Annotated in this window: 18 protein-coding genes; 14 read left to right on the plus strand and 4 right to left on the minus strand. The window is 48.0% G+C overall.

What is annotated here, in order from left to right:
* Window positions 1–57 precede the first annotated feature (57 nt).
* A complete protein-coding gene (locus HP567_RS05955) occupies window positions 58–1,005 on the minus strand; it encodes a helix-turn-helix transcriptional regulator (RefSeq protein ID WP_173610697.1) in 948 nt (315 codons plus the stop codon).
* A 144-nt stretch (window positions 1,006–1,149) separates the two neighbouring features.
* On the opposite strand from HP567_RS05955, the gene HP567_RS05960 reads away from it, so the two are divergent.
* The 7 genes from HP567_RS05960 (at window position 1,150) to HP567_RS05990 (ending at window position 9,054) form a co-directional block, all read left to right on the plus strand.
* Window positions 1,150–2,031, plus strand: a complete 882-nt coding sequence (locus tag HP567_RS05960; protein WP_173610696.1) for a M15 family metallopeptidase — start codon at window positions 1,150–1,152, stop codon at window positions 2,029–2,031.
* Between the two features lie 5 nt (window positions 2,032–2,036).
* Window positions 2,037–3,089: a D-alanine--D-serine ligase VanG gene (vanG, locus tag HP567_RS05965; RefSeq protein ID WP_173610695.1), complete on the plus strand. Its 1,053-nt coding sequence runs from the start codon at window positions 2,037–2,039 to the stop codon at window positions 3,087–3,089.
* 3 nt (window positions 3,090–3,092) lie between these two features.
* Window positions 3,093–3,890 carry a M15 family metallopeptidase gene (locus tag HP567_RS05970; RefSeq protein ID WP_173610694.1) on the plus strand — a complete coding sequence of 266 codons (798 nt, stop codon included), beginning with the start codon at window positions 3,093–3,095 and terminating at the stop codon, window positions 3,888–3,890.
* A complete protein-coding gene (gene vanT / locus HP567_RS05975) occupies window positions 3,877–6,039 on the plus strand; it encodes a serine racemase VanT catalytic subunit (protein ID WP_173610693.1) in 2,163 nt (720 codons plus the stop codon). The genes HP567_RS05970 and vanT overlap by 14 nt, the downstream gene beginning before the upstream one ends.
* Window positions 6,040–6,080: 41 nt before the next feature.
* On the plus strand, window positions 6,081–7,187 hold the full coding sequence (locus tag HP567_RS05980; RefSeq protein ID WP_173610692.1) for a sensor histidine kinase: 1,107 nt from the start codon (window positions 6,081–6,083) through the stop codon (window positions 7,185–7,187).
* A gap of 568 nt (window positions 7,188–7,755) precedes the next feature.
* Window positions 7,756–8,340 carry a hypothetical protein gene (locus HP567_RS05985; protein WP_173610691.1) on the plus strand — a complete coding sequence of 195 codons (585 nt, stop codon included), beginning with the start codon at window positions 7,756–7,758 and terminating at the stop codon, window positions 8,338–8,340.
* A gap of 54 nt (window positions 8,341–8,394) precedes the next feature.
* Window positions 8,395–9,054 carry a hypothetical protein gene (locus tag HP567_RS05990; RefSeq protein ID WP_173610690.1) on the plus strand — a complete coding sequence of 220 codons (660 nt, stop codon included), beginning with the start codon at window positions 8,395–8,397 and terminating at the stop codon, window positions 9,052–9,054.
* A 275-nt stretch (window positions 9,055–9,329) separates the two neighbouring features.
* On the opposite strand, the gene HP567_RS05995 is transcribed toward HP567_RS05990, so the two are convergent.
* The 3 genes from HP567_RS05995 to HP567_RS06005 form a co-directional block, all read right to left on the minus strand.
* Window positions 9,330–10,445 (minus strand): aminopeptidase, encoded by a 1,116-nt coding sequence (locus tag HP567_RS05995; protein WP_173610689.1) that lies wholly within the window; start codon window positions 10,443–10,445, stop codon window positions 9,330–9,332.
* A 94-nt stretch (window positions 10,446–10,539) separates the two neighbouring features.
* Window positions 10,540–11,739: an iron-containing alcohol dehydrogenase gene (locus HP567_RS06000; protein ID WP_173610688.1), complete on the minus strand. Its 1,200-nt coding sequence runs from the start codon at window positions 11,737–11,739 to the stop codon at window positions 10,540–10,542.
* A gap of 94 nt (window positions 11,740–11,833) precedes the next feature.
* The gene (locus HP567_RS06005) at window positions 11,834–13,540 is read right to left on the minus strand and encodes a methyl-accepting chemotaxis protein (protein ID WP_173610687.1); all 1,707 of its coding nucleotides are present in this window, start codon (window positions 13,538–13,540) and stop codon (window positions 11,834–11,836) included.
* 266 nt (window positions 13,541–13,806) lie between these two features.
* Between HP567_RS06005 and purC the strand changes: the two genes are divergently transcribed.
* The 7 genes from purC to purN are packed head-to-tail and all read left to right on the plus strand — an operon-like array spanning window position 13,807 to window position 20,790.
* Window positions 13,807–14,526, plus strand: coding sequence for a phosphoribosylaminoimidazolesuccinocarboxamide synthase (gene purC / locus HP567_RS06010; protein WP_012684340.1), 720 nt, complete (start codon window positions 13,807–13,809; stop codon window positions 14,524–14,526).
* The gene (gene purS / locus HP567_RS06015) at window positions 14,519–14,767 is read left to right on the plus strand and encodes a phosphoribosylformylglycinamidine synthase subunit PurS (protein WP_007717324.1); all 249 of its coding nucleotides are present in this window, start codon (window positions 14,519–14,521) and stop codon (window positions 14,765–14,767) included. Before purC ends, purS begins: the two co-directional genes overlap by 8 nt.
* A 4-nt stretch (window positions 14,768–14,771) precedes the next feature.
* The gene (purQ, locus tag HP567_RS06020) at window positions 14,772–15,464 is read left to right on the plus strand and encodes a phosphoribosylformylglycinamidine synthase subunit PurQ (protein WP_017249709.1); all 693 of its coding nucleotides are present in this window, start codon (window positions 14,772–14,774) and stop codon (window positions 15,462–15,464) included.
* Window positions 15,445–17,688, plus strand: coding sequence for a phosphoribosylformylglycinamidine synthase subunit PurL (purL, locus tag HP567_RS06025; protein ID WP_173610686.1), 2,244 nt, complete (start codon window positions 15,445–15,447; stop codon window positions 17,686–17,688). Before purQ ends, purL begins: the two co-directional genes overlap by 20 nt.
* A complete protein-coding gene (gene purF, locus HP567_RS06030) occupies window positions 17,673–19,091 on the plus strand; it encodes an amidophosphoribosyltransferase (protein ID WP_173610685.1) in 1,419 nt (472 codons plus the stop codon). Before purL ends, purF begins: the two co-directional genes overlap by 16 nt.
* A 56-nt stretch (window positions 19,092–19,147) precedes the next feature.
* The gene (purM, locus tag HP567_RS06035; RefSeq protein ID WP_173610684.1) at window positions 19,148–20,188 is read left to right on the plus strand and encodes a phosphoribosylformylglycinamidine cyclo-ligase; all 1,041 of its coding nucleotides are present in this window, start codon (window positions 19,148–19,150) and stop codon (window positions 20,186–20,188) included.
* On the plus strand, window positions 20,182–20,790 hold the full coding sequence (gene purN, locus HP567_RS06040) for a phosphoribosylglycinamide formyltransferase (protein WP_173610683.1): 609 nt from the start codon (window positions 20,182–20,184) through the stop codon (window positions 20,788–20,790). The genes purM and purN overlap by 7 nt, the downstream gene beginning before the upstream one ends.
* Window positions 20,791–20,834 lie beyond the last annotated feature (44 nt).

Genomic DNA, 20,834 nt, shown 5'->3' on the forward strand with positions numbered 1-20,834 from the left:
CAGCTCCTCTTGGTTTTCTTGCTTTTATCATATGAAAACGCTACTGACAGCAGTATGTCAGTAGCGTTCGAATAATTTTTTGGCTTCTTCGCGTATTCGGCTGCGCAAGGATTCAGGCGTAAGAACAACCGCATCTGCCCCCAACCCAAGTACCCAAGACAATATTTCTTCGATTTGTCTGACGCGCAATCTAACGAGAATGCCGTCTGGATGCTCCGTAATCTCTTCGATAAAAAAATTGCCCGATTCTTTTACCCGATCAGCGATAGCTGCGCTGATGACGATCTGCACCTCCAGGGACCGATCATCGAGAGGCTGGTAATCAGCAAAATGGAAATGGTCAGGGAGGATAAAGCGGTCTTCCAAAACGATCAGGCCGCTCATGCGTGACAGGCGGAATCGACGAATATCCTGTCGCAGATCACAATGAGCGAGCAGTATCCAAGAACCACGAACCAGCACGAGACCATATGGAGCAACATCACGAACTGTTTCACGATCATCACCCTCCCCAGGCGTGCCCCTCCGATAGCGGAACCGCACCTTCTGCTCACTAATGATCGCATCGTGGAGGAGCTGCGCATGCGCTTTTTCCTGTTCGCGCAGATCGTTTGCTCTGGGGCTTACGAGGCGAAAGGTTGAACGGATACGTCTGGTTTGTTCGCCTACATCCTCCGACAGGATCGCTTCGACTTTGCGTTGTACGGCTCTTGCGCTATTTCCAAAGTTTTGGTCAAATGCTTGCTCGACCAAGTCTGCTCCGATTAAGAGTGCAACGGCTTCTTCTACGGAAAAGCTGACGGGCGGCAGAAAATACCCTTCCATTAACGAATATCCCTGACCCGGTGCCCCAACGATGGGGACGCCGGCTTCGCTCAATGCCTGCATATCACGATAAATCGTCCGGACGCTCGTCTCGAAAGTCGCGGCCAAATCTTCTGCGCGTAGCGTACCTTTTCGCTGCAGTTCCAGAACGATCGCCAATAGACGGTCTGTTTTATTCATGCTAGGCTGTTGACCTCCTCTCTATCCAGTTAAGCAACTTTATAAAAATGAATGGACTTCTTTAAAATTATTTTAGATTTACCCTACTTTTTATTTTAACAGTTTTCCCTATCCTACATGTGTAAGTGAAGGAGGAAGCTGTCAATGAAAAAGAGGGTTTTTTGGCTTGTCATTTTAGCGCTGTTCGGATATATCGTTTTTCAAAAAATAACAGAAGGACCACCTAATGATGGCGGACATATCGAAACAGTGGGAGAGGCTACCGGTGTGGGTGTGGAGTACCAATCGATACAAATAACAAAAGATCAAATTTATCAGGGAGACCTTCTCTTAGTCAATAAAGACTATCCGGTTCATGAGGCAGGGGTAAAAAACGATGTGGTTCGGTTGTCTGAGCATGAAGAACTGTTACAAGGCTATACTTTGCTCGACCATAGACTCGAAGTGTCGGAGCGTGTAGCCAAAGAATTTTTGGAGATGGTCAATGCTGCGCAACAAGATAACGTGAGTCACTTTATCCTGAACAGCGGTTATCGAGGTAAGGAAGAACAAGAAAAGCTGTATGAAGAAATGGGGCCAGCGATCGCGATGCCAAGCGGTTATAGCGAACACAATGTAGGTTCCGCGCTGGATATTGGATCGACGCAAATGAAAATGGAGCACGCCCCTGAAGGCAAGTGGTTAGAAGATCATTCTTGGAAATACGGTTTTATTTTGCGCTACCCAAAGGACAAGGTAGCCATTACAGGAACGGTATTCGAGCCTTGGCACTTCCGATATGTCGGTTTGCCGCATAGCGCGATCATGAAGCAGAATAACTTTTCGCTGGAAGAATACCTGGATTACCTACGAGAAAAAAGAAGTATCTCCGTGACAAACGATGGGAAGATCTACGAAATTAACTACTACCCTGTCGATCAAGAGATGACGATCAAAGTACCGATTTCGAGGAACTATGAGATTTCGGGTGACAACATGGGCGGCGTGATTGTGACAAGCTACGTCAACGAGGAACAGAAGGAGTGAATCTAATGAGGAAATTGACTGTCGCGATTTTGTTTGGGGGATGCTCCTCGGAGTATGAAGTATCCCTTAAATCTACGAGTTCGGTGCTGGAGAGCTTGTGTCTGGAAAAATACGAGGTGATTTTGCTAGGAATTACGAGGGAAGGGCAATGGCTTCGATATACCGGCAACATCGAAAGCATTCGGAATGACAGTTGGCATCAAAGTGAGAAGTGTGTGCCTGCCTTTCTCTCTCCTTGCAGACAAGTGCGGGGAATTGTTGCACAGGAGAACGGCGCCATGACGGTCACAAAGGTTGATGTGGTATTCCCGATTTTGCATGGCAAAAACGGAGAGGATGGAACGGTGCAAGGGCTATTGGAACTCGCTGGAATTCCTTTTGTCGGTTGTCACACGCTATCCTCCGCGATTTGTATGGATAAGGATATCGCCCACACGCTGGCGGAAAGCTCCGGTATCAAAACGCCAAGATCCGTTACCGTTTATCCGAATACTGACCTTGCAACTGTTCAAGCTGCCACCGAACCACTGGGATTCCCTTTGTATGTCAAACCGGCAAAGGCAGGGTCCTCCATTGGGATTACGAAAGCATACAGCCCATCAGAATTGTTCTTCGGGATAGAAAACGCCCTTTTGCATGATGAAAAAGTGGTCATCGAGGAAAACATCGCGGGATTCGAGGTGGGCTGTGCGGTACTCGGAAATCGTGAGGTCATTGTGGGGGAAGTGGATGAAATCGAATTGCTCCAAGGCTTCTTCAATTACACAGAAAAGTACTCATTGGAGACTGCCCATATCCATGTCCCAGCAAGAATCGACGACGAACTCGCTCATAAAATCAAGCAAACAGCCACCCATCTCTATCAGGTTTTTGGCTGTCGTGGCTTCGCTCGCGTGGATATGTTTGTCACACCAGACGGAGATATTGTGTTTAACGAAGTGAATACGATCCCGGGCTTTACCTCGAAGAGCAGGTATCCAAGCATGCTGCGTGCTGCGGGGATTTCTTATAAAGAGCTTCTTGATACGTTGATTATGCTAGCGTTGGAGGAGGTCTAACCGATGGTACAATCTCATGTCTTTACGGTTACGTTGAACAGCGACAATCTGCATCACGGCCATCTGATATTGGTGAATCGCCAGTATCCGATCCGCTGGCAAACAGACGACGGTATCCTGCTGAACCGCATGCGGCTGATTGACGGAGCACACAGCAATATGATGATGGAAAACACGGCTGCCCAGATGTTTGCCAAGCTGCTGAAAGCCTGCAACGCAGAGCATACAATTGTCCCTGTTAGTGGTTTTCGCAGCAAGACGGAACAAAAGGATATTTATGATCAATCCCTGCTCGAAAATGGACGGGTGTTTACCAGTCAATATGTAGCGCGCCCGAATGAAAGTGAGCATCAGACAGGGCTTGCGATAGATGTTGGGGAGAAAAAGGAAGTAATCGATTTTATCTGCCCTTCTTTTCCCGACCATGGCGTATGCCGAATGTTTCGCCAACGTGCCAGTCAATATGGGTTTATCAAACGCTACGACAAAGACAAAGAGCAGCTAACAGGGATTTCGGATGAGCCTTGGCATTTTCGGTATGTGGGCTATCCGCATGCTGTTTTGATGGAAAAGCTCCAGCTTTGTCTGGAAGAGTATATCGAGTATGTGAAAAACTACGAATTCCATCAGAAGCATTTGCTAGTAGATGATGAGAGCATTGAAATCTACTATGTAAAAGCTACCGATACAGTTACGCACATCCCAGTTGTGGCTGGTGAGAGCTACGAAATATCGGGCAATAACGTGGATGGCTTTATCATTACGGTGTTTCATCAGGAGGCACGTAATGAACGCGGGTAATGAAAAGCAGTATGGTGGGCTGGATCAATTCCGAATCATTGCGGCGATTCTTGTCATCGCAATCCATACTTCTCCGCTACTGTCTATAAGCGAATGGGCTGACTTTACACTGACACGAACAATAGCCAGGGTGGCGGTTCCGTTTTTCTTTATGTGCACAGGATTTTTCTTTCTGCAAAAGCTTGGCACAGATCGCGACAGAAATGCGTCTATGCTAAAGCAGTTTTTATGGAAAGTAGGAAAGCTATATTTGTTTTCGATCCTTCTCTATCTTCCTGTGAATGTGTATGCGGGGTATTTTACAGATGGATTTACCGTATTTTCAGCAGTGAAAGATCTCTTGTTTAACGGGACCTTGTATCATCTGTGGTATTTCCCTGGCATCATGCTGGGGGTGTGTATCAGTACTTTTTTGTATACAAGAATGTCGACATGGAATACGTTTTGGGTGACCTTGCTACTGTATGGCATCGGGCTGTTGGGAGACAGCTACTTTGGCTTGGCACAGATGAGTTCGTATGTGGATATCATTTATCAATCAATGTTTACTTTGTTTGATTACACGCGGAACGGCATATTTTTTGCTCCAGTGTTTATTGTCATGGGAGGCATGATTGCCAATACCCGCAGACGGAAAAAGAAAAAGGTCGCACCGTATGCCATCGGGTTTGTTTTGTTCGGAAGCATGCTGGTAATGGAAGGCTTGCTTTTGCATGCTTATCAGCTGCAACGTCATGATAGTATGTATATTTTTTTGATACCGTGCATGTATTTTCTCTTTCAACTTTTATTGTTCTGGAAAGGCAAAAATCGCCCAACGTTACGAAAGCTGAGCCTGTATGTTTATGTCATCCATCCGCTGTGTATTGTGCTCATTCGCGCAGCAGCCAAAGTAACGGGACTGACAGGGCCGCTTGTTGATAACAGCTTGGTGCATTTTACACTGGTCACAGTGCTGTCGTTTGTTCTCTCGGTGATGGCGATTAAGCTGATGAAGGTGATTCGGCGCTTTCGAGTTGGGAAACCGGATCAAACCGGGCGAGCATGGGCTGATATCCATCTTCCTCATCTCCAGCATAATGTCAGGGAAATCCAGCGGGTTCTTCCCAAGGATTGTTCGATGATGGCAGTCGTAAAGGCGCAGGCATATGGCCACGGCGGTTGGCAAATCGCGAGGTTCTTGAACAAGCTCGGGATTGATCACTTCGCAGTTGCCACAATCGATGAAGGAATCGAACTACGGAAGAAAGGCGTAAAAGGGGAGATTCTGGTGCTTGGCTATACCGATGAGTGTCGGATACGCCAAATCGCCCGTTTCAAACTGACGCAAACCGTAGTAGATGACGAATATGCCCAAAAACTGAACGGCTACAACGTGAAAATCTCTGTTCATGTCAAGATCGACACGGGGATGGCAAGACTCGGGGAATCTTGGGAACACACGGAAAAAATAGCGGCCATGTATCGATATAAAAATTTGCAGGTATGCGGTACCTTTACGCATCTGAGTGTGGCTGACAGTTTGGAAGCTTCGGATGTCGCATACACGAAAAATCAAATCGCCCGTTTCCAAAAAGTGATCGAACAGCTGAAAGAAAAAGGGATCGATCCACAGAAGCTGCACGTTCAAAGCAGTTACGGCGTGCTGAATTATGGGGAGCTGCAATACGATTATGCTCGGATTGGGATCGCTCTCTACGGAATGTTGAGCAAGCAGGGAGACAAGGTGAAAACGAGCATCGACTTACGACCTGTGCTATCACTGAAAGCCAGAGTTGTGCAGGTGAAACAAGTGGAAAAAGGAGCATCCGTGGGTTATGGACGCGCCTATGCAGCGCAGAAAGACAGTAAGATTGCCATCGTATCCATCGGATATGCAGATGGGGTTCCACGCATGCTGTCACAGGCGGGGGCTACCTGCTTGATCAAAGGAAAAAGGCGACCGATTCTTGGCTTTGTCTGCATGGATCAGCTTATTGTAGATATTACAGATATGGAAGCGGTGCAAAAAGGAGATATGGTGACCTTTATCGGCAGAGATCAAGAAGAGGAGATCACTGCTGAGGAAATGGCCCAACAGTGCAAAACCATTACGAACGAGCTGGTCAGCCGTTTGGGAGAACGTGTCAAAAGAGTCTATCATGATTGAGCCTTGGACGAAAACGAGTATAGGGAGTGGTTCATTTTTCCATGGTGAAGAGGAGACATAGTTTTCGTGCCAAAATGCTTGGGCTTCTTGGGCTTGGCATGCTTCTGGCCGGTATCGTAACCTATCTGCTCTATAAAGTGCTCCAGTTTTACTATAAGGCGGGGGTTAAGTACGAAGATCGGCTCGCCCAGGTTCGCCAATTCATCAGGGAGATCGGGGATATCAATTTCTTTTTGATTGTCTTTGCTCCCATCGCGATCTTGTTTTTCTATCTCCTGACCAAACGATATGCTGGCTACTTTCGGGAGATTTCTACGGGCATTCATTTTCTCGCGAGTGGAGACTTTACAAGGCATGTCCATATTCCATCCAATGATGAGTTCGCAGATATTGCCAAGGATATCAATCAAGCAAGCGAGATGCTGCAAAAGGCGGTAGAAAGAGGAGATTTCGCCGAAAGCAGCAAGGATCAGCTTGTTTTGAATCTCGCGCATGATTTGCGTACACCACTGACATCCGTACTGGGTTATTTAGATTTAGTTTTGCGAGATGGGCAGATGTCACAAAAACAGATGCGGCATTATGCGACGATTGCTTTTACCAAGTCGCAACGATTGGAAAAGCTGATTGATGAGCTATTCGAAATTACGAGAATGAATTATGGCATGGTCAATATCGAGCAAAAGGTCATTGATTTGAGTGAATTGCTTGTTCAGTTAAATGAAGAGATGTATCCCTCTCTTGAGAAAAATGAGCTGGTCTCGCGGTGTACAATTGCGGCTCAATTAGTGATCGTGGGAGATGGGGAGCTTTTGGCGCGCGTATTTGAGAACATTCTGACCAACGCGATACGCTATGGGGGCGATGGTCACTTTATCGATTTGAACGCTTATCGCGAGGGCGATGAAGTGGTTGTGCAAATCTTGAATTACGGTGACCAAATACCTGAGGAGGCGCTGCCGCATATTTTTGAAATGTTTTTTACGGGCGACAAAGCCCGAACGCATCAAGGGGGAGGCACAGGGCTCGGCTTGTATATTGCCAAAAATATCGTCGAGAAGCATCGGGGAACGATTTCTGTTCAAAGTGATTTGATTCGTACATGTTTTGAGATCAGGTTGCCGTATGGGACAATCATCCAGACATAGGTGAGGGTAGTAATGTTTCCTGTCAAAGTTCAGCATTTATTCATGGGATTTATCCGAGATTCTGAGCCAAAGAGAGGGATTACGCATGTACGGAAATAACGAAGATCAGGTATCGCAACTTGATCAAATTTACACATAAGACGAAGGCGGAGCAGGGACAATCATTTAATAGTGCTGTTGACTCGCGAGCAAAAGGGTGCACGCTCAAGAAAAACGATTTGTCACAAATGCCGAAATTGCTGTGATTATTCTGATATGCCAACGTAAGTCTCTTCATCATGGGAGGCTTACTTGTGCTTGGTACCAAGTTTGTTCAAATCTGGAAAGCTAGAGGATCGCTTCGTATAGTTTTTGTAGATTATTCGCAGAGTTAAAGTTAACAATCGATCGTCAATTGCTCCGACTGAAATTGGATTTCGAAACTCGATTCATGTTGTGGCTATCGGCAACATAACGGGTAAATTATACGAAATTTTAAAGTGTTCAAAGTTTCAACAAAAGCAATTTGACAAACAATATTTAGTTAAATATACTAAAATATGTAAAAATAGAAAAAGGTGATCTTATTATGAATAAATACATTAAGTGTTACCTAGTTGTATTATTAAGTTTTTCTCTATTAATGTTAGCAGCTTGTGAACCAAGCAATACGAATGCACAAGTTACCAATAAGATTGATGTGCAAACGTTCAACTCAAAATTCTCACTTTTAAAAGAGAATTTTAAACCGGAGGGTTATGTTGAGGTAACTGAGGATTGGAATATTAGAAATATTGTACCAGCTATTAATGATGAGCCTAAAGAGTCACTAGATCAATTTCATGATAATAATAAAACTTTGGTTTATAAAAATGAAAAAAATGGTGTAGTAATAATGCTTGGTGTGGCACCAGGTCCTGAGGGAGATTTTCAATGGACCAATTCAGTTAGTTATTCCCCGAATTTTTACAACTCCAAGGACGAAAATAATGGTATTACGAGGGCGTATAGTGATAAATTTCCTAATACTTTTGTAAATGTATATAATTTTTCGGGAAATGGGCTATCCGTAAGTATGGTTGCTATGACGTTAACATCACAGGATGTAGATGTTCAAAAATTATACTCAGAATTCTTAATGATGTTACTGAATTATTTAAATAAGAAATCTTAATTTGGTTTTATAGCCTAGTAGGTTATGAAATATATGAATTTTGGAGGACTGATTATGGCATTTAAGAGAAAAGCGTTTTCTACCTTTATTTTAGGATTTTCTCTCTTATCATCTAGTATTTTACCAACTACTTTTGCATTTGGAGACATTACAACCTACACACCAGCAGGCCCAGATAAATATGATAGTCGAGTGGTGGGATCCTATGCAGAAGATGAAGAAGAAGGTTCTATAAAACCCTTAGATACTGGTATTTCCTACTATAGAGATGGGTATGTAAGAGGTACTGCTACTTACGAGTATAGTAAAGATGAAACTAGACATTTTTTAGTATACAAAGAGTATATTACAGTTACGGATGGTACTGAATTAAGTGCAAAATATACATCGAGTGCAAAAGAAACTGTTCAGAGTACTCATGATTGGGCAGCCGGTGTAGAATTCCCCATAAAATTAGTAAAGGCCGATTTGGGATACAAGTTTGTTTCATCACAAACACATGAAGTCGTAAAAGGACAAGAAATTAATGCTACCTTTAAAAAGCCAGGTTCGTATGTTATCAGATTGTGGGCTGTTGCTGAGGTATACAATATATATGCGGATTGGCGTGCTAAAGTTTATCCAGGAGAAGATACAGTAGTAAAACAAAGGCGTATTGGAAGGATTAAAGTGCCAACACCATTTACACACACAGAAGTGAAAGAATCAAAATAGGAGTTATTTAATGTGCAGAATTTACAAAATAAAAAGTGATCTCCCTATTTACTAAGGAGATCATCTTTGGGAAAACTGAGTATTTCTCATTCTGAGAATGAGTCAGTTAGATCGTTGACTACCACCTCAACAATCTAAACGTTATTTTACTGATTTATTGTTAGTTAGTAAAGTCACCCCGTTAGATCGTATGTAAGAAATGGCGTTCGTAGTGAATCTTATTCAAAAAAGGGCAGGGAGCCTCGTCCCTGCCCTTTTCGCTATTATGGCACTTTTTAAATCAAATTCTCCGGGTTCAAGCCTTCCAACTCTGGCAACACAAAGCGCCCATCTTTTCTGATCAGCACATCGTCAAACCAGATTTCGCCGCCGCCGTATTCAGGGCGTTGGATTTGGACCAAGTCCCAGTGAACGGAGGAGCGGTTGCCGTTGTCTGCAACTGTGTAAGCATTTCCTGGCGTGAAGTGGAAGCTGCCCGCGATTTTTTCGTCAAACAGGATGTCCAGCATCGGGTGGAGGATGTGCGGGTTGAAGCCGATCGCGAATTCTCCGATATAGCGTGCGCCCTCGTCCGTGTCGAGGATGTCGTTCAATGCTTTGGTATTGGAGCTGGTCGCTTCCACGATCTTGCCTTCTTTGAAAGTGAATTGCACATCATTGAAGGTAATGCCGTTGTAGATTGATGCCGCGTTGTAGAAAATCGTTCCTTCTACGGAATCGCGCACAGGAGCGGTGTATACTTCGCCATCCGGGATATTGCGTTTGCCGTCACATTTGATGGCATTGATTCCTTTAATGGAGAAGCGCAGGTCTGTTTTTGGACCGACGATGCGTACGCGATCAGTGCGCTCCATCAGCTCTTTCAACGGAGTCATAGCAGCGGACATTTTCGCGTAGTCCAGATTGCAGACGGAGTAGTAGAAGTCCTCAAAGCCCTCAAGACTCATTTTGGACAGTTGCGCCATCGACTTGTTCGGGTAGCGCAGTACAACCCAGCGTTTGTTCGGAACGCGCTCGTTCGTATGTACAGGTTGATACAGGACGCGAGCGTAAATGCCCATTTTGTCTTCTGGTACGTCGGCATACTCGTTGATGTTGTCGTAAGCGCGGATGGCGATGTAAGCGTCCATGTCCTTCATCCGGTCATACTCGTATTTTGCCATCAGAGCCATGTGTTCTTCGCTCGTGCCTTGATAGAGTGCACGCATGACTTCCTGGTCTTTCAAGGTGACCAGAGGCAGAGCCCCAACTGCAAATGATTCACGCACAAGTGCACGAACGAGTTCAGGCTGCAGGCCTGTATTTTCGATCAGAACTTTTTCGCCTTTTTGCAAATTAAGCGAGTAACGGACGAGACGGCTTGCCAGTTCATTAATGCGTGGATCTGCCATGGTGGTAACCTCCGTAGTAAAATAATTTTGATTAATGATTAATTTGTATTATTACATAACTGAACGTAGGCTTGCCAGTGTGTTTGATGCTCAATTACAGGCAAGCCTCGTAGATCGCGATGACATCGGCTTCATTCAATTTTCGTGAGCTAGGCAGATACCCGATTCCGCGTCCGCCGATGCGAACCGCTTCTTCGGCCATTTGGGTCAGCGATTGTTTGGTCACACCGAAGTCAGACAGACGCTCTGTGATTCCCATGCGCTCATACCAATGGCGAACGGCTTCAATCGTTGCTCGTGCTGCTTCGCCTTCGTCCTCCACGGTAACGCCAAAGCAATGACGTCCCATACGGGCTAGTCTCTCGGGACGATCTTGCAATATCACTTGTTCGAAATATGGAAGGGACAGGATCGCCAGTCCGCGACCGTGAGCCATATCGTAGATTCCGCTCAGCGGATGTTCAACTCCGTGCAACGGCATGCCAGCACCACGACCGCCAGCAGCGAATGGACTGATGCCCAGCGTACTCGCCCACAAAAGGGTTGATCGTGCTTCTGCGTTGTCTGGTTGCTGGATCGCTGTGATGGAGTGCTCGACAACGAGACGAATGAGCGTTTCGGAAATACCGTCCTGAACGTGGGTTCCTTCCGCGCTGATCAAATAGTTTTCAAACAGATGAGAAAAGATATCCGCGCAAGATTCCGCTGTGACGCGAGCTGGAACGGTAAAGGTCACAGATGGGTCAAGAATGGCAATCTTCGGGTAAAGTGCTGGACCGTTGATCGAAGATTTTTCATGCGTATCCCAATGAGTCAGGACGCTGATATGGTTTGCTTCCGAACCTGTAGCGGCTACTGTCGGAACGGTCATGATCGGCAGTGCTTCCTGAACAGGTACCAGCAATTGACCAGAGCCGCTCGGATTTCCCCGCATGTAATCGTAAATCGGGCGTCCGGAAACGGCTGCTGCCGCAATCGCTTTGGAGGCATCCATCACGGAGCCGCCACCGATAGCGAGGATGAAGTCACACTGATGCTCACGAGCAAGAGCAGCTCCGGCATCAACCGTTGCCGTACGCGGATTCGGTTCGATTTTGTCAAAAACAAGATACGCCACTTGAGCTTCCTGCAACAGAGCCTTGGCGCGGTCCAAAAGTCCTGTACGTTTGGCCGCATTGCCGCCTGTGACGAGCAATGCTTTTTGGCCCATCGATTTTGCTTCTTGGCCCAAACGTTCCAGTTCGCCCATGCCAAAGTAAATTTTGGTAGGAAAAGACACTTCAAATGGAAACATCTGAAATTCCTTCTTTCACGTATTGGTTGTACCACTGACAAGTTTATCATAAACAAAAGAAAAGAGCCTGCCCGGAGGGGAAGGCTCATCTTGTTCAGGCAACGCGAAAGCGATCACTGATCTCTTGCAGCCGCTCAGATAAGGATAGAAGCTCCGTTGCCAATTGACGTGATTTTTCAATGGAGGTGAGCTGTTCGCGCGAGGCGACCAGCATTTCTTCTGTGCTGCATTTGGTCTCTTGTGAAATGGCAACAAACGCATCCAATGCCATGTCTACGGTGTGCAAGCCTTCGGTTATGTGTGATAACCCCTCATTGGCTATATGCAGCTCTCCCGTAGTCTGATCGACAGCTTGTCGAAGCTCAAGAAAAGCAGATGCAGCGTCTGAGAGTTTTTGCAGGCTTTGCTGAAGTTGTTCGGATGCTTGTGAGGTTTCGGAGGAAATCTCATGGGTTTGTTCCTGAACAGCGTCCATCAGCCGCGTAATTTCTAATGTAGCGTTTTCCGACTCGCTGGCTAGCTTGGCTACCTCGTTGGCCACGACAGCAAATCCGCGTCCGTTTTCTCCAGCACGGGCTGCTTCAATACTGGCATTTAAAGCGAGAAGCTTGGTTTGCTTCGCCACGTTTTGAATCAGATGAACAACATCTCCAATGGACTCTGATTGTCGACGCAGTTCAGTCATGCGGGTGTCGATCTGTGCGTACGTGTGGGAGAAGCGATTGATCATCGTGTTCAAATCATCGATACGATTTTGTCCATGGTGGGTGACTGTCTGCATCTTTTTACCCGCTTCAATCACAGAGAAAATACGCGCAAACAGTCCATCCATCGATTGCTTGATGTGCTGAAAGGAGGCGCTGGCGCCATCTGTTGAGGCAGCCGTTTGTTCGACGCCTTGATTGACTGTATCGAGACGCAGAGACAGCATCGACGAACGATCGCCTGCTTCATCGGCTGTTTGCCTGATTGCGATGCCGCCTTTGTTCAGTTCCACAATCATGAGTTGGATCTCGGCAATAATCTCGCACATTTGTTCTACCATATGGTTGAAGCTGTTGGAAATCCCGCGAATCTCTGGACCCTCGTTTTGCAAAAGGGCACGATGGGTGAGATCGCCCGAGCTGACCTGTTGCATGGCCGCAATCAACGTCTGAAATGGCGTGGTTATCCCCTTCACAACCAGCAAGCACAGCAACAAGGAAAGGACCAGACTAGCGAGAATGGTCATCACGATGATTTTGGTTATCTCATAGAGAGGACCTAGATAGGACTCCTGCAAAACGTCTATGACGTATATGTAGCTCTCCTCAGGAGAATGGGTAAAGGCCAGTGTATGTATGTGGTCATCGACAGGGACGTGAATCACGCCGAAGCGCTCCGCTTCCATCCGTTTCGCAATATCTTGCGGGATTTCAATAGCGCCCTTTGTCACTTTTTCAATAGGATAAAAAGCTCCATTTTTGACCAAATATTGCTGGAGTATCAAGCCTTCTTGAGACAGATTACTTTCTTGCTGTTGCAATTCGTATTGAAGACGCTTTTGATAGGATTGATCGTCGCTAGCGAAAGTGAACTTCAAAAGTGAAATTTTTTCGGTAGTCTTGTCCGTCTCTGAGTCAAGGCGGGACTCCATTTGTGAAATCATCACCTGTTTTGCCTGGGTGTAAAAGGTCCAGCCAATCATGCCAGAGGAAACGAGCAGGATGAACAGTAGTGGGATCGTCAGCTTGGTACGGAGCCGCACTTGCCTGTGTAAGCGAGAAAAGGGAGTGAGTAAATGGCGAAAGATAGCGTGCATCTCCAGTTGCCTCCTGATAAGTGGATGGTCGAAAAGTCCCGAGACTAAGGACTATTGTAATCAGGAGATGTAAAGCCAGTATGGAGAACATGTAAACGAATGTTAACATCTACCGTTCGAAAAACATACAGTAATTCCCGAACGTTTGTCGAAGTCTATTCCAGCATTTTTCGTTGATAAATGCGTATGTTTGTGTTTTAATGTATTTGAAACGTTCGTGAATTAACCTAAACTCAACCTTTTTGACTGGGAAGGTGACTCCTACAGTGGAAAAACAGGAACAACTCTACGAAGGTAAGGCAAAACGTATTTATCGGACATCTTTGCCTGATCAGTACTGGGTAGAGTACAAAGACGACGCAACAGCATTCAATGGAGAGAAACGGGCGCAAATCACCGGAAAAGGCGAGTTGAACAACCGCATTACGGCAATCTTTTTCACCATGCTGAAGGAGCGGGGCATCGACAACCATTTTGTCCGTCTGCTGTCCGCCACAGAGCAAGTTGTTCGCAAAGTGGAGATTATCCCTTTGGAGGTAGTCGTTCGCAATATCGCAGCAGGCTCATTGGCCAAGCGTCTTGGCATGGAAGAAGGAACTGTGCTTCCGCAGCCCGTTGTCGAGTTTTACTACAAGGATGACGCACTGGGAGATCCATTGGTGAATGCCTCCCATATCAAAGTGTTGGGGATTGCAAGCGAGAGTGACCAAGCGACATTGGAGCGCATGGGTCTTGCTGTAAACGAGGTCCTCGTGCCTTACCTGCGCGAGCGCAACATTACTTTGGTCGATTTCAAACTGGAATTCGGAAAAACAGCGGACGGGGAGATTCTCCTCGCCGATGAAATATCCCCGGATACATGCCGTTTCTGGGATTCGGTAACGAATGAAAAGCTCGACAAAGACCGCTTCCGCCGCGATTTGGGCAATGTGGAGGAAGCTTACAAAGAAATGCTTACGAGACTAGGAGGAGACGTACATGTTTAAAGCTGTTGTTTATGTAACATTGCGCGAGAGTGTTTTGGACCCGCAAGGACACGCTGTAAAAGGTGCTCTGCACACCTTGGGTTTTGATGAAGTAAACAATGCGCGTATCGGGAAGTACATGGAGTTGGAATTGAACACTTCTGACCGTGCGCAAGCAGAAGAGCGTGTACGTGAAATGTGCGAAAAGCTGTTGGCCAATACGGTGGTAGAAGACTATCGCTTTGATATCGTGGAGGGCTAAAGATATGCGAGTAGCCGTTATCGTCTTTCCAGGCTCGAACGCCGACATTGATTTGTTTAACGCAGTTGAAGACGTAATGGGAGTGCCTGTGGATTACGTATGGCATTCCGATACGGATCTTTCTAAATATGATGCGATTCTTTTGCCAGGTGGATTCTCTTATGGAGATTATCTGCGCTGTGGCGCCGTTGCTCGTTTTTCACCCGTCATGGAGCAAGTGGTGAAAGCAGCAGAAGAAGGCAAGCTGATCATGGGAATCTGCAATGGCTTCCAAATCCTGACCGAAGTCGGGCTGTTGCCAGGAGCACTCTTGCGTAACCGTTCACTGAAATTCCGTTGCAAGCTGTCCGAATTGCGTGTGGAAAACAACGATACCTCCTTTACCCGAGATTTCGCGGCAGGGGAAGTCATCCAAATTCCGATCGCGCACGGCGAAGGAAACTACTACTGTGATGAAGAAACGCTGGCGAAGCTTAAAGCGAACAAACAGATCGTTTTCCGCTATCATGGCGAGAATCCGAATGGTTCACTGGAAGACATCGCGGGCATTTGCAACGAACGTGGAAACGTACTTGGCATGATGCCTCACCCGGAGCGTGCCGTCCATTCTTGGATGACTTCCGATGACGGACGCCGCATGTTTACCTCGATCCTGAAGACTTGGAGGGAGCAGAACAGTGTCACAACTCACGCATAAAGAACCGACAGCCGAACAAATTGCCGATCAAAAACTGTACAAAGAAATCGGTCTGACTGACGAAGAATACCAGCGTGTCGTAGAAATTCTCGGCCGCAAGCCGAACTGGACGGAGACAGGTTTGTACAGCGTCATGTGGTCGGAGCACTGCTCTTACAAAAACTCCAAGCCTGTCCTGCGTCGTTTCCCGACAAAAGGACCTCGCGTTTTGCAAGGACCAGGGGAAGGTGCGGGTATTGTCGACATCGGTGACAATCAGGCGGTTGTTTTCAAAATCGAAAGCCATAACCACCCATCTGCGATTGAGCCGTACCAAGGAGCTGCGACTGGCGTGGGCGGTATCATCCGTGACGTATTCTCGATGGGCGCGCGTCCGATTGCGCTGCTCAATTCGCTTCGATTCGGGGAGCTCAAGTCTCCTCGCGTCAAATATTTGTTTGAAAATGTAGTAGCTGGTATCGCAGGCTACGGGAACTGCATCGGGATTCCGACTGTGGGTGGCGAAGTGAATTTCGACCCTACGTATGAAGGCAATCCGCTTGTCAACGCCATGTGTGTCGGCTTGATCGACCACGAGAAGATTCAAAAAGGGGTAGCGTCCGGTATCGGCAACCCTGTTATCTACGTTGGTTCCAGCACAGGGCGCGACGGTATTCACGGGGCGACCTTCGCATCCGAGGAGCTCACAGAAGAGTCGGAGAAAAAACGCCCGGCAGTTCAAGTTGGCGATCCATTCATGGAAAAGCTCCTGCTGGAAGCGTGCCTGGAGCTGATCGACACAGGTATCGTCGTCGGGATTCAGGACATGGGAGCGGCAGGCTTGACGAGCTCCAGCTCCGAAATGGCCTCCAAGGCGGGCAATGGTATCGAAATGAATCTGGACCTGGTGCCACAGCGCGAAGCTGGCATGTCTGCATACGAAATGATGCTGTCTGAGTCACAGGAGCGTATGCTCGTCGTCGTGGAAAAAGGCAAAGAGGCAGAAGCGATAGCGATTTTTGACAAATGGGGTTTGGCGTCCGCTGTCGTGGGCAAAGTAACCGAAGACAGCAAGCTGCGCTTGTTGCACCAAGGTGAGGTAGTAGCAGAGGTGCCAGTAGACAGCTTGGCAGACGACGCACCTGTGTACCATCGTCCATCTGCGGTGCCTGCTTACTACGAAGCAAATGCGAATGTAGATGTGTTGGCAGCCATCCAAGAACCGAAAGATCTGAATGGTACGCTGAAAAGCTTGCTGGCTCAGCCAACAGTGGCGAATAAAGCGTGGGTATACGAGCAATACGATCACATCGTGCGTGCAAACACAGCTGTAAAGCCTGGTTCTGACGCTGCTGTTGTCATGGTGCGCGGTACTCGCAAGGCACTTGCCATGAGTACAGATTGCAACGGTCGCTATGTGTACCTCGATCCAAAAGTAGGCGGTGCCATTGCGGTTGCAGAATCTGCGCGCAACGTCGTCTGCTCCGGTGCAGAGCCGCTGGCGATTACGGACTGCTTGAACTTCGGAAGTCCGGAAAAGCCTGAGGTGTTCTGGCAATTTGAAAAATCGTGCGAGGGCATGAGCGAAGCGTGCGTAGCACTCGATGCTCCGGTTATCGGCGGAAACGTATCTTTTTACAATGAACGCAGCGGTGACGCGATCTATCCAACCCCAACGGTGGGAATGGTCGGTTTGATCACTGATGTTGACCATATTACGACCCAGGATTTCAAAAACGAAGGCGACGCGATCATCCTGTTGGGCGAGACCTTCGCTGAGCTGGGCGGCAGTGAGTATCAAAAGATGGCTACGGGCAGCATTTCCGGACGTCCTCCGCAAATCGATCTGACCAAGGAAGCGGCAGTACAAAAGCTGGTTCTCACAGCGATTCGCCAAGGTCTGGTGAACTCCGCACACGATCTGTCCGAAGGTGGTCTCGGCGTCGCACTGGCTGAATCTTGCTTCGGCAAAGGCGTCGGTGCGCAGGTGACTCTTGCGTCCGAGCTGCGTGCTGACGTGCTCTTGTTCAGTGAATCTCAATCGCGCATCTTGCTCAGTGCATCTGGAGAGCATGCGGCGGCGATTCTCGCATTGGCAGGTGAACATGGCGTACCTGCTAAAAACATCGGTACGGTTGGCGGTGATCGTCTGGTAGTGAACGTGAACGGTACAGAAGCGATCAACGCTTCGACTCAAGAGGTGAAAGCAGCCTGGAAGGATGCGATTCCATGTTTGATCGGCTAATCTGGGACAAATTGAACGAAGAATGCGGCGTCTTTGGCATCTACAACCACAAAGAAGCATCCCAATTGACCTATTTGGGTCTGCACGCCCTTCAGCATCGCGGTCAGGAGAGCGCAGGTATCTGCGCCTCCGACGGCGAGAAATGGTATAAGCACCGCGGAATGGGTCTCGTGTCAGAGGCTTTTGGCAAGGGTGATTTGGAGAAGTTTAGCGGTCATATCGCGATTGGTCATACCCGTTATACGACTGCTGGCTCGAGCAAGATTGAAAACGCCCAACCGCTCTTTTTCCGCTATGCACAAGGCAGCATGGCAGTTGCCCACAACGGGAATCTCGTGAACGCCGCTGTGCTTAGAAAAGAGTTGGAAGCAAAAGGCTCCATTTTCCAGACAACCAGTGACACAGAAGTGATCGCACATCTGATTGCTCGCTCCGAGAGCAAGGATTTGCCGGGAGCGGTGAAGGACGCTCTGCAATACATCAAGGGAGCCTATGCACTTCTCGTCATGAACGAGAATCAGCTCGTGATCGCTCTCGATCCGAATGGCTTGCGTCCTCTGTCATTGGGACGACTCGGAGATGCGATCACTGTCGCGTCCGAGACTTGTGCGTTCGATATCATTGGCGCGCAGTACTGGCGTGATGTGCAACCGGGTGAGCTGATCGTCATCGACAAGAATGGCATTACCGAGAGCAAGCATACAGAAACGACACAGCGTTCGATTTGTACGTTTGAATACATTTATTTTGCCCGACCAGATAGCGACATTGACGGAATCAACGTCCACATGGCGCGCAAACGTCTCGGCAAGCAGTTGGCATTGGAATCCGCGATTGATGCTGATGTCGTCACAGGTGTACCGGATTCGAGTATTTCTGCTGCTATCGGATTTGCGGAAGCGACAGGAATTCCGTACGAAATCGGCTTGATCAAAAACCGCTATGTGGGACGTACCTTCATTCAGCCGAGTCAGGAGCTGCGTGAGCGCGCTGTCTATCTCAAGCTGTCTGCGGTTCGCAAAGTAGTGGAAGGCAAGCGCGTCGTGATGATTGACGACTCCATTGTACGCGGTACGACGAGTAATCGGATTGTTCGCATGCTGCGTGAGGCTGGCGCCAAAGAAGTGCATGTGCGTATCAGCTCTCCGCCTGTTATGAATTCTTGTTTTTACGGCATCGACACCTCGTCGCGTGAGGAACTGATTGCGTCGACCAAATCGGTAGAGGAAATTCGTCAAATCATTGAGGCTGATTCGCTGTCGTTCTTGTCTATTGAAGGAATGATCGATGCAATTGGCCGCAGCGATTCGGCTCCCAATAGAGGACACTGCCTCGCATGCTTTAACGGAGAATATCCGACAGAGATTGAGTTCGAAGAAGCGCTACCTGCGCTTAAATGCTAACAGTGCTACTTATGAACAACCGCTAATACAAGCACCTCTTGCTAGGGGGAGAAACGATGAGTGAAGCATATAAACAAGCTGGCGTAGACATCGATGCGGGCAACGAAGCCGTCGAACGCATGAAAAAGCATGTCAAACGAACATTCCGCCCCGAAGTTATGACTGATTTGGGTGGGTTCGGAGCGCTGTTTCGCCTGGATACCAAAAAATACGAGAAACCGATTCTCGTTTCTGGCACAGATGGGGTAGGAACCAAGCTGAAGCTCGCTTTTGCCATGGACAAACACGATACAATCGGTATCGATGCTGTTGCTATGTGCGTCAATGACGTAGTGGTCCAAGGGGCAGAGCCGCTCTTTTTCCTCGATTATCTGGCAGTAGATAAGGTCATTCCGGAAAAAATCGAAGCGATTGTCAAAGGGATCGCGGAAGGCTGCTCCCAGTCCGGCTGCTCGCTGATTGGCGGGGAGACTGCCGAGATGCCTGGCATGTACGCAGAAGGCGAATACGACATCGCGGGCTTTACCGTAGGTGTCGTGGACGAGAGCAAAATGATTACGGGAGCAAACGTGGCGGCAGGCGATGTGCTGATCGGGCTGGCTTCCAGCGGCGTGCACAGCAACGGTTTCTCGCTCGTTCGCAAGGTTCTTTTGGCAGACAAAGGCATGTCCCTGCATGATCATGTTGACGTATTGGGCAAAAAGCTCGGCGAAGAGCTGCTGACACCGACCCGCATTTACGTGAAACAAGTGCTATCCGTTCTTGCGTCGCATGAAGTGAAGGCCCTGGCACACATCACAGGCGGCGGCTTTACTGAAAACATTCCACGCGTGCTTCCAGAAGGAATGCAAGCTGTGATCAATGTTGGTTCCTGGCCGGTGCTGCCGATCTTCGAGCTGGTACAAGAGTCGGGTAACATCTCTTACCCGGATATGTACAAAACGTTTAACATGGGCATTGGCATGATGCTTGTCGTGAAGCCGGAAGACGCAGTGAGTGTTATGGAAAAGCTGCAAGAGCTGGGTGAACAGGCGTATTTGCTCGGACATATTCAAGCGGGAGAGCGCAAAGTCGTATACAACGGGGTGGAATGGTGAGAAAGCTGGCCATTTTCGCCTCAGGCAGCGGCTCCAACTTTGAAGCGATCGTGCAGGCTGTACAGGACGGCAGGCTCACAGGTGTAGAAGTTGCCTTGCTTGTGTGCGACAAGCCCGGCGCCAAGGTTTTGGAACGTGCAGAGCGTTTAGGGATCGACACCTTTGTTTTTCAACCGAAGGAATACGCAGACAAGGCAGCTTTTGAACAGGAAATAGTGGCGCAGCTCCAAAAACGTGAGATATCGCTGGTTGTGCTGGCAGGCTACATGCGGTTGGTGGGCGACACGCTTTTGTCATCCTACGAAGGAAAAATCATCAATCTGCATCCGTCGCTTTTGCCTGCTTTCCCGGGAAAAGACGCGATTGGTCAGGCACTCGCTTACGGGGTAAAGATAACAGGGGTAACGGTACATCTGGTTGATGCCGGTCTGGACACAGGGCCGATCATTGCCCAGATTCCCGTAGCGGTGCAAGAAGCAGATACGGCTGAGACTTTGGCGGCTCGCATCCATTCGGTGGAGCATGAGCTTTTGGTGAAGGTCATTGGCTTTTTAGCAGAAGAGAGAGTGAAGCTGGAAGGAAGGCTCGTCCAGCTGACGTAAATCGAGAGATAAAGTAGAAACCGACATCCTTTTACGATGTCGGT

Origin of the sequence: Brevibacillus sp. M2.1A, from assembly GCF_013284355.2 — a bacterium.
Taxonomy (GTDB): domain Bacteria; phylum Bacillota; class Bacilli; order Brevibacillales; family Brevibacillaceae; genus Brevibacillus.

Coding starts and splice junctions, on each gene's coding strand:
- HP567_RS05990 (WP_173610690.1), top strand. CDS start 8,395: ATGGCATTTAAGAGAAAAGCGTTTTCTACCTTTATTTTAGGATTTTCT.
- HP567_RS05960 (WP_173610696.1), top strand. CDS start 1,150: ATGAAAAAGAGGGTTTTTTGGCTTGTCATTTTAGCGCTGTTCGGATAT.
- purN (WP_173610683.1), top strand. CDS start 20,182: ATGGTGAGAAAGCTGGCCATTTTCGCCTCAGGCAGCGGCTCCAACTTT.
- HP567_RS05985 (WP_173610691.1), top strand. CDS start 7,756: ATGAATAAATACATTAAGTGTTACCTAGTTGTATTATTAAGTTTTTCT.
- vanG (WP_173610695.1), top strand. CDS start 2,037: ATGAGGAAATTGACTGTCGCGATTTTGTTTGGGGGATGCTCCTCGGAG.
- purQ (WP_017249709.1), top strand. CDS start 14,772: ATGCGAGTAGCCGTTATCGTCTTTCCAGGCTCGAACGCCGACATTGAT.
- HP567_RS05970 (WP_173610694.1), top strand. CDS start 3,093: ATGGTACAATCTCATGTCTTTACGGTTACGTTGAACAGCGACAATCTG.
- HP567_RS05955 (WP_173610697.1), bottom strand. CDS start 1,005: ATGAATAAAACAGACCGTCTATTGGCGATCGTTCTGGAACTGCAGCGA.
- purS (WP_007717324.1), top strand. CDS start 14,519: ATGTTTAAAGCTGTTGTTTATGTAACATTGCGCGAGAGTGTTTTGGAC.
- HP567_RS06000 (WP_173610688.1), bottom strand. CDS start 11,739: ATGTTTCCATTTGAAGTGTCTTTTCCTACCAAAATTTACTTTGGCATG.
- HP567_RS05980 (WP_173610692.1), top strand. CDS start 6,081: ATGGTGAAGAGGAGACATAGTTTTCGTGCCAAAATGCTTGGGCTTCTT.
- purF (WP_173610685.1), top strand. CDS start 17,673: ATGTTTGATCGGCTAATCTGGGACAAATTGAACGAAGAATGCGGCGTC.
- HP567_RS05995 (WP_173610689.1), bottom strand. CDS start 10,445: ATGGCAGATCCACGCATTAATGAACTGGCAAGCCGTCTCGTCCGTTAC.
- vanT (WP_173610693.1), top strand. CDS start 3,877: ATGAACGCGGGTAATGAAAAGCAGTATGGTGGGCTGGATCAATTCCGA.
- HP567_RS06005 (WP_173610687.1), bottom strand. CDS start 13,540: ATGCACGCTATCTTTCGCCATTTACTCACTCCCTTTTCTCGCTTACAC.
- purM (WP_173610684.1), top strand. CDS start 19,148: ATGAGTGAAGCATATAAACAAGCTGGCGTAGACATCGATGCGGGCAAC.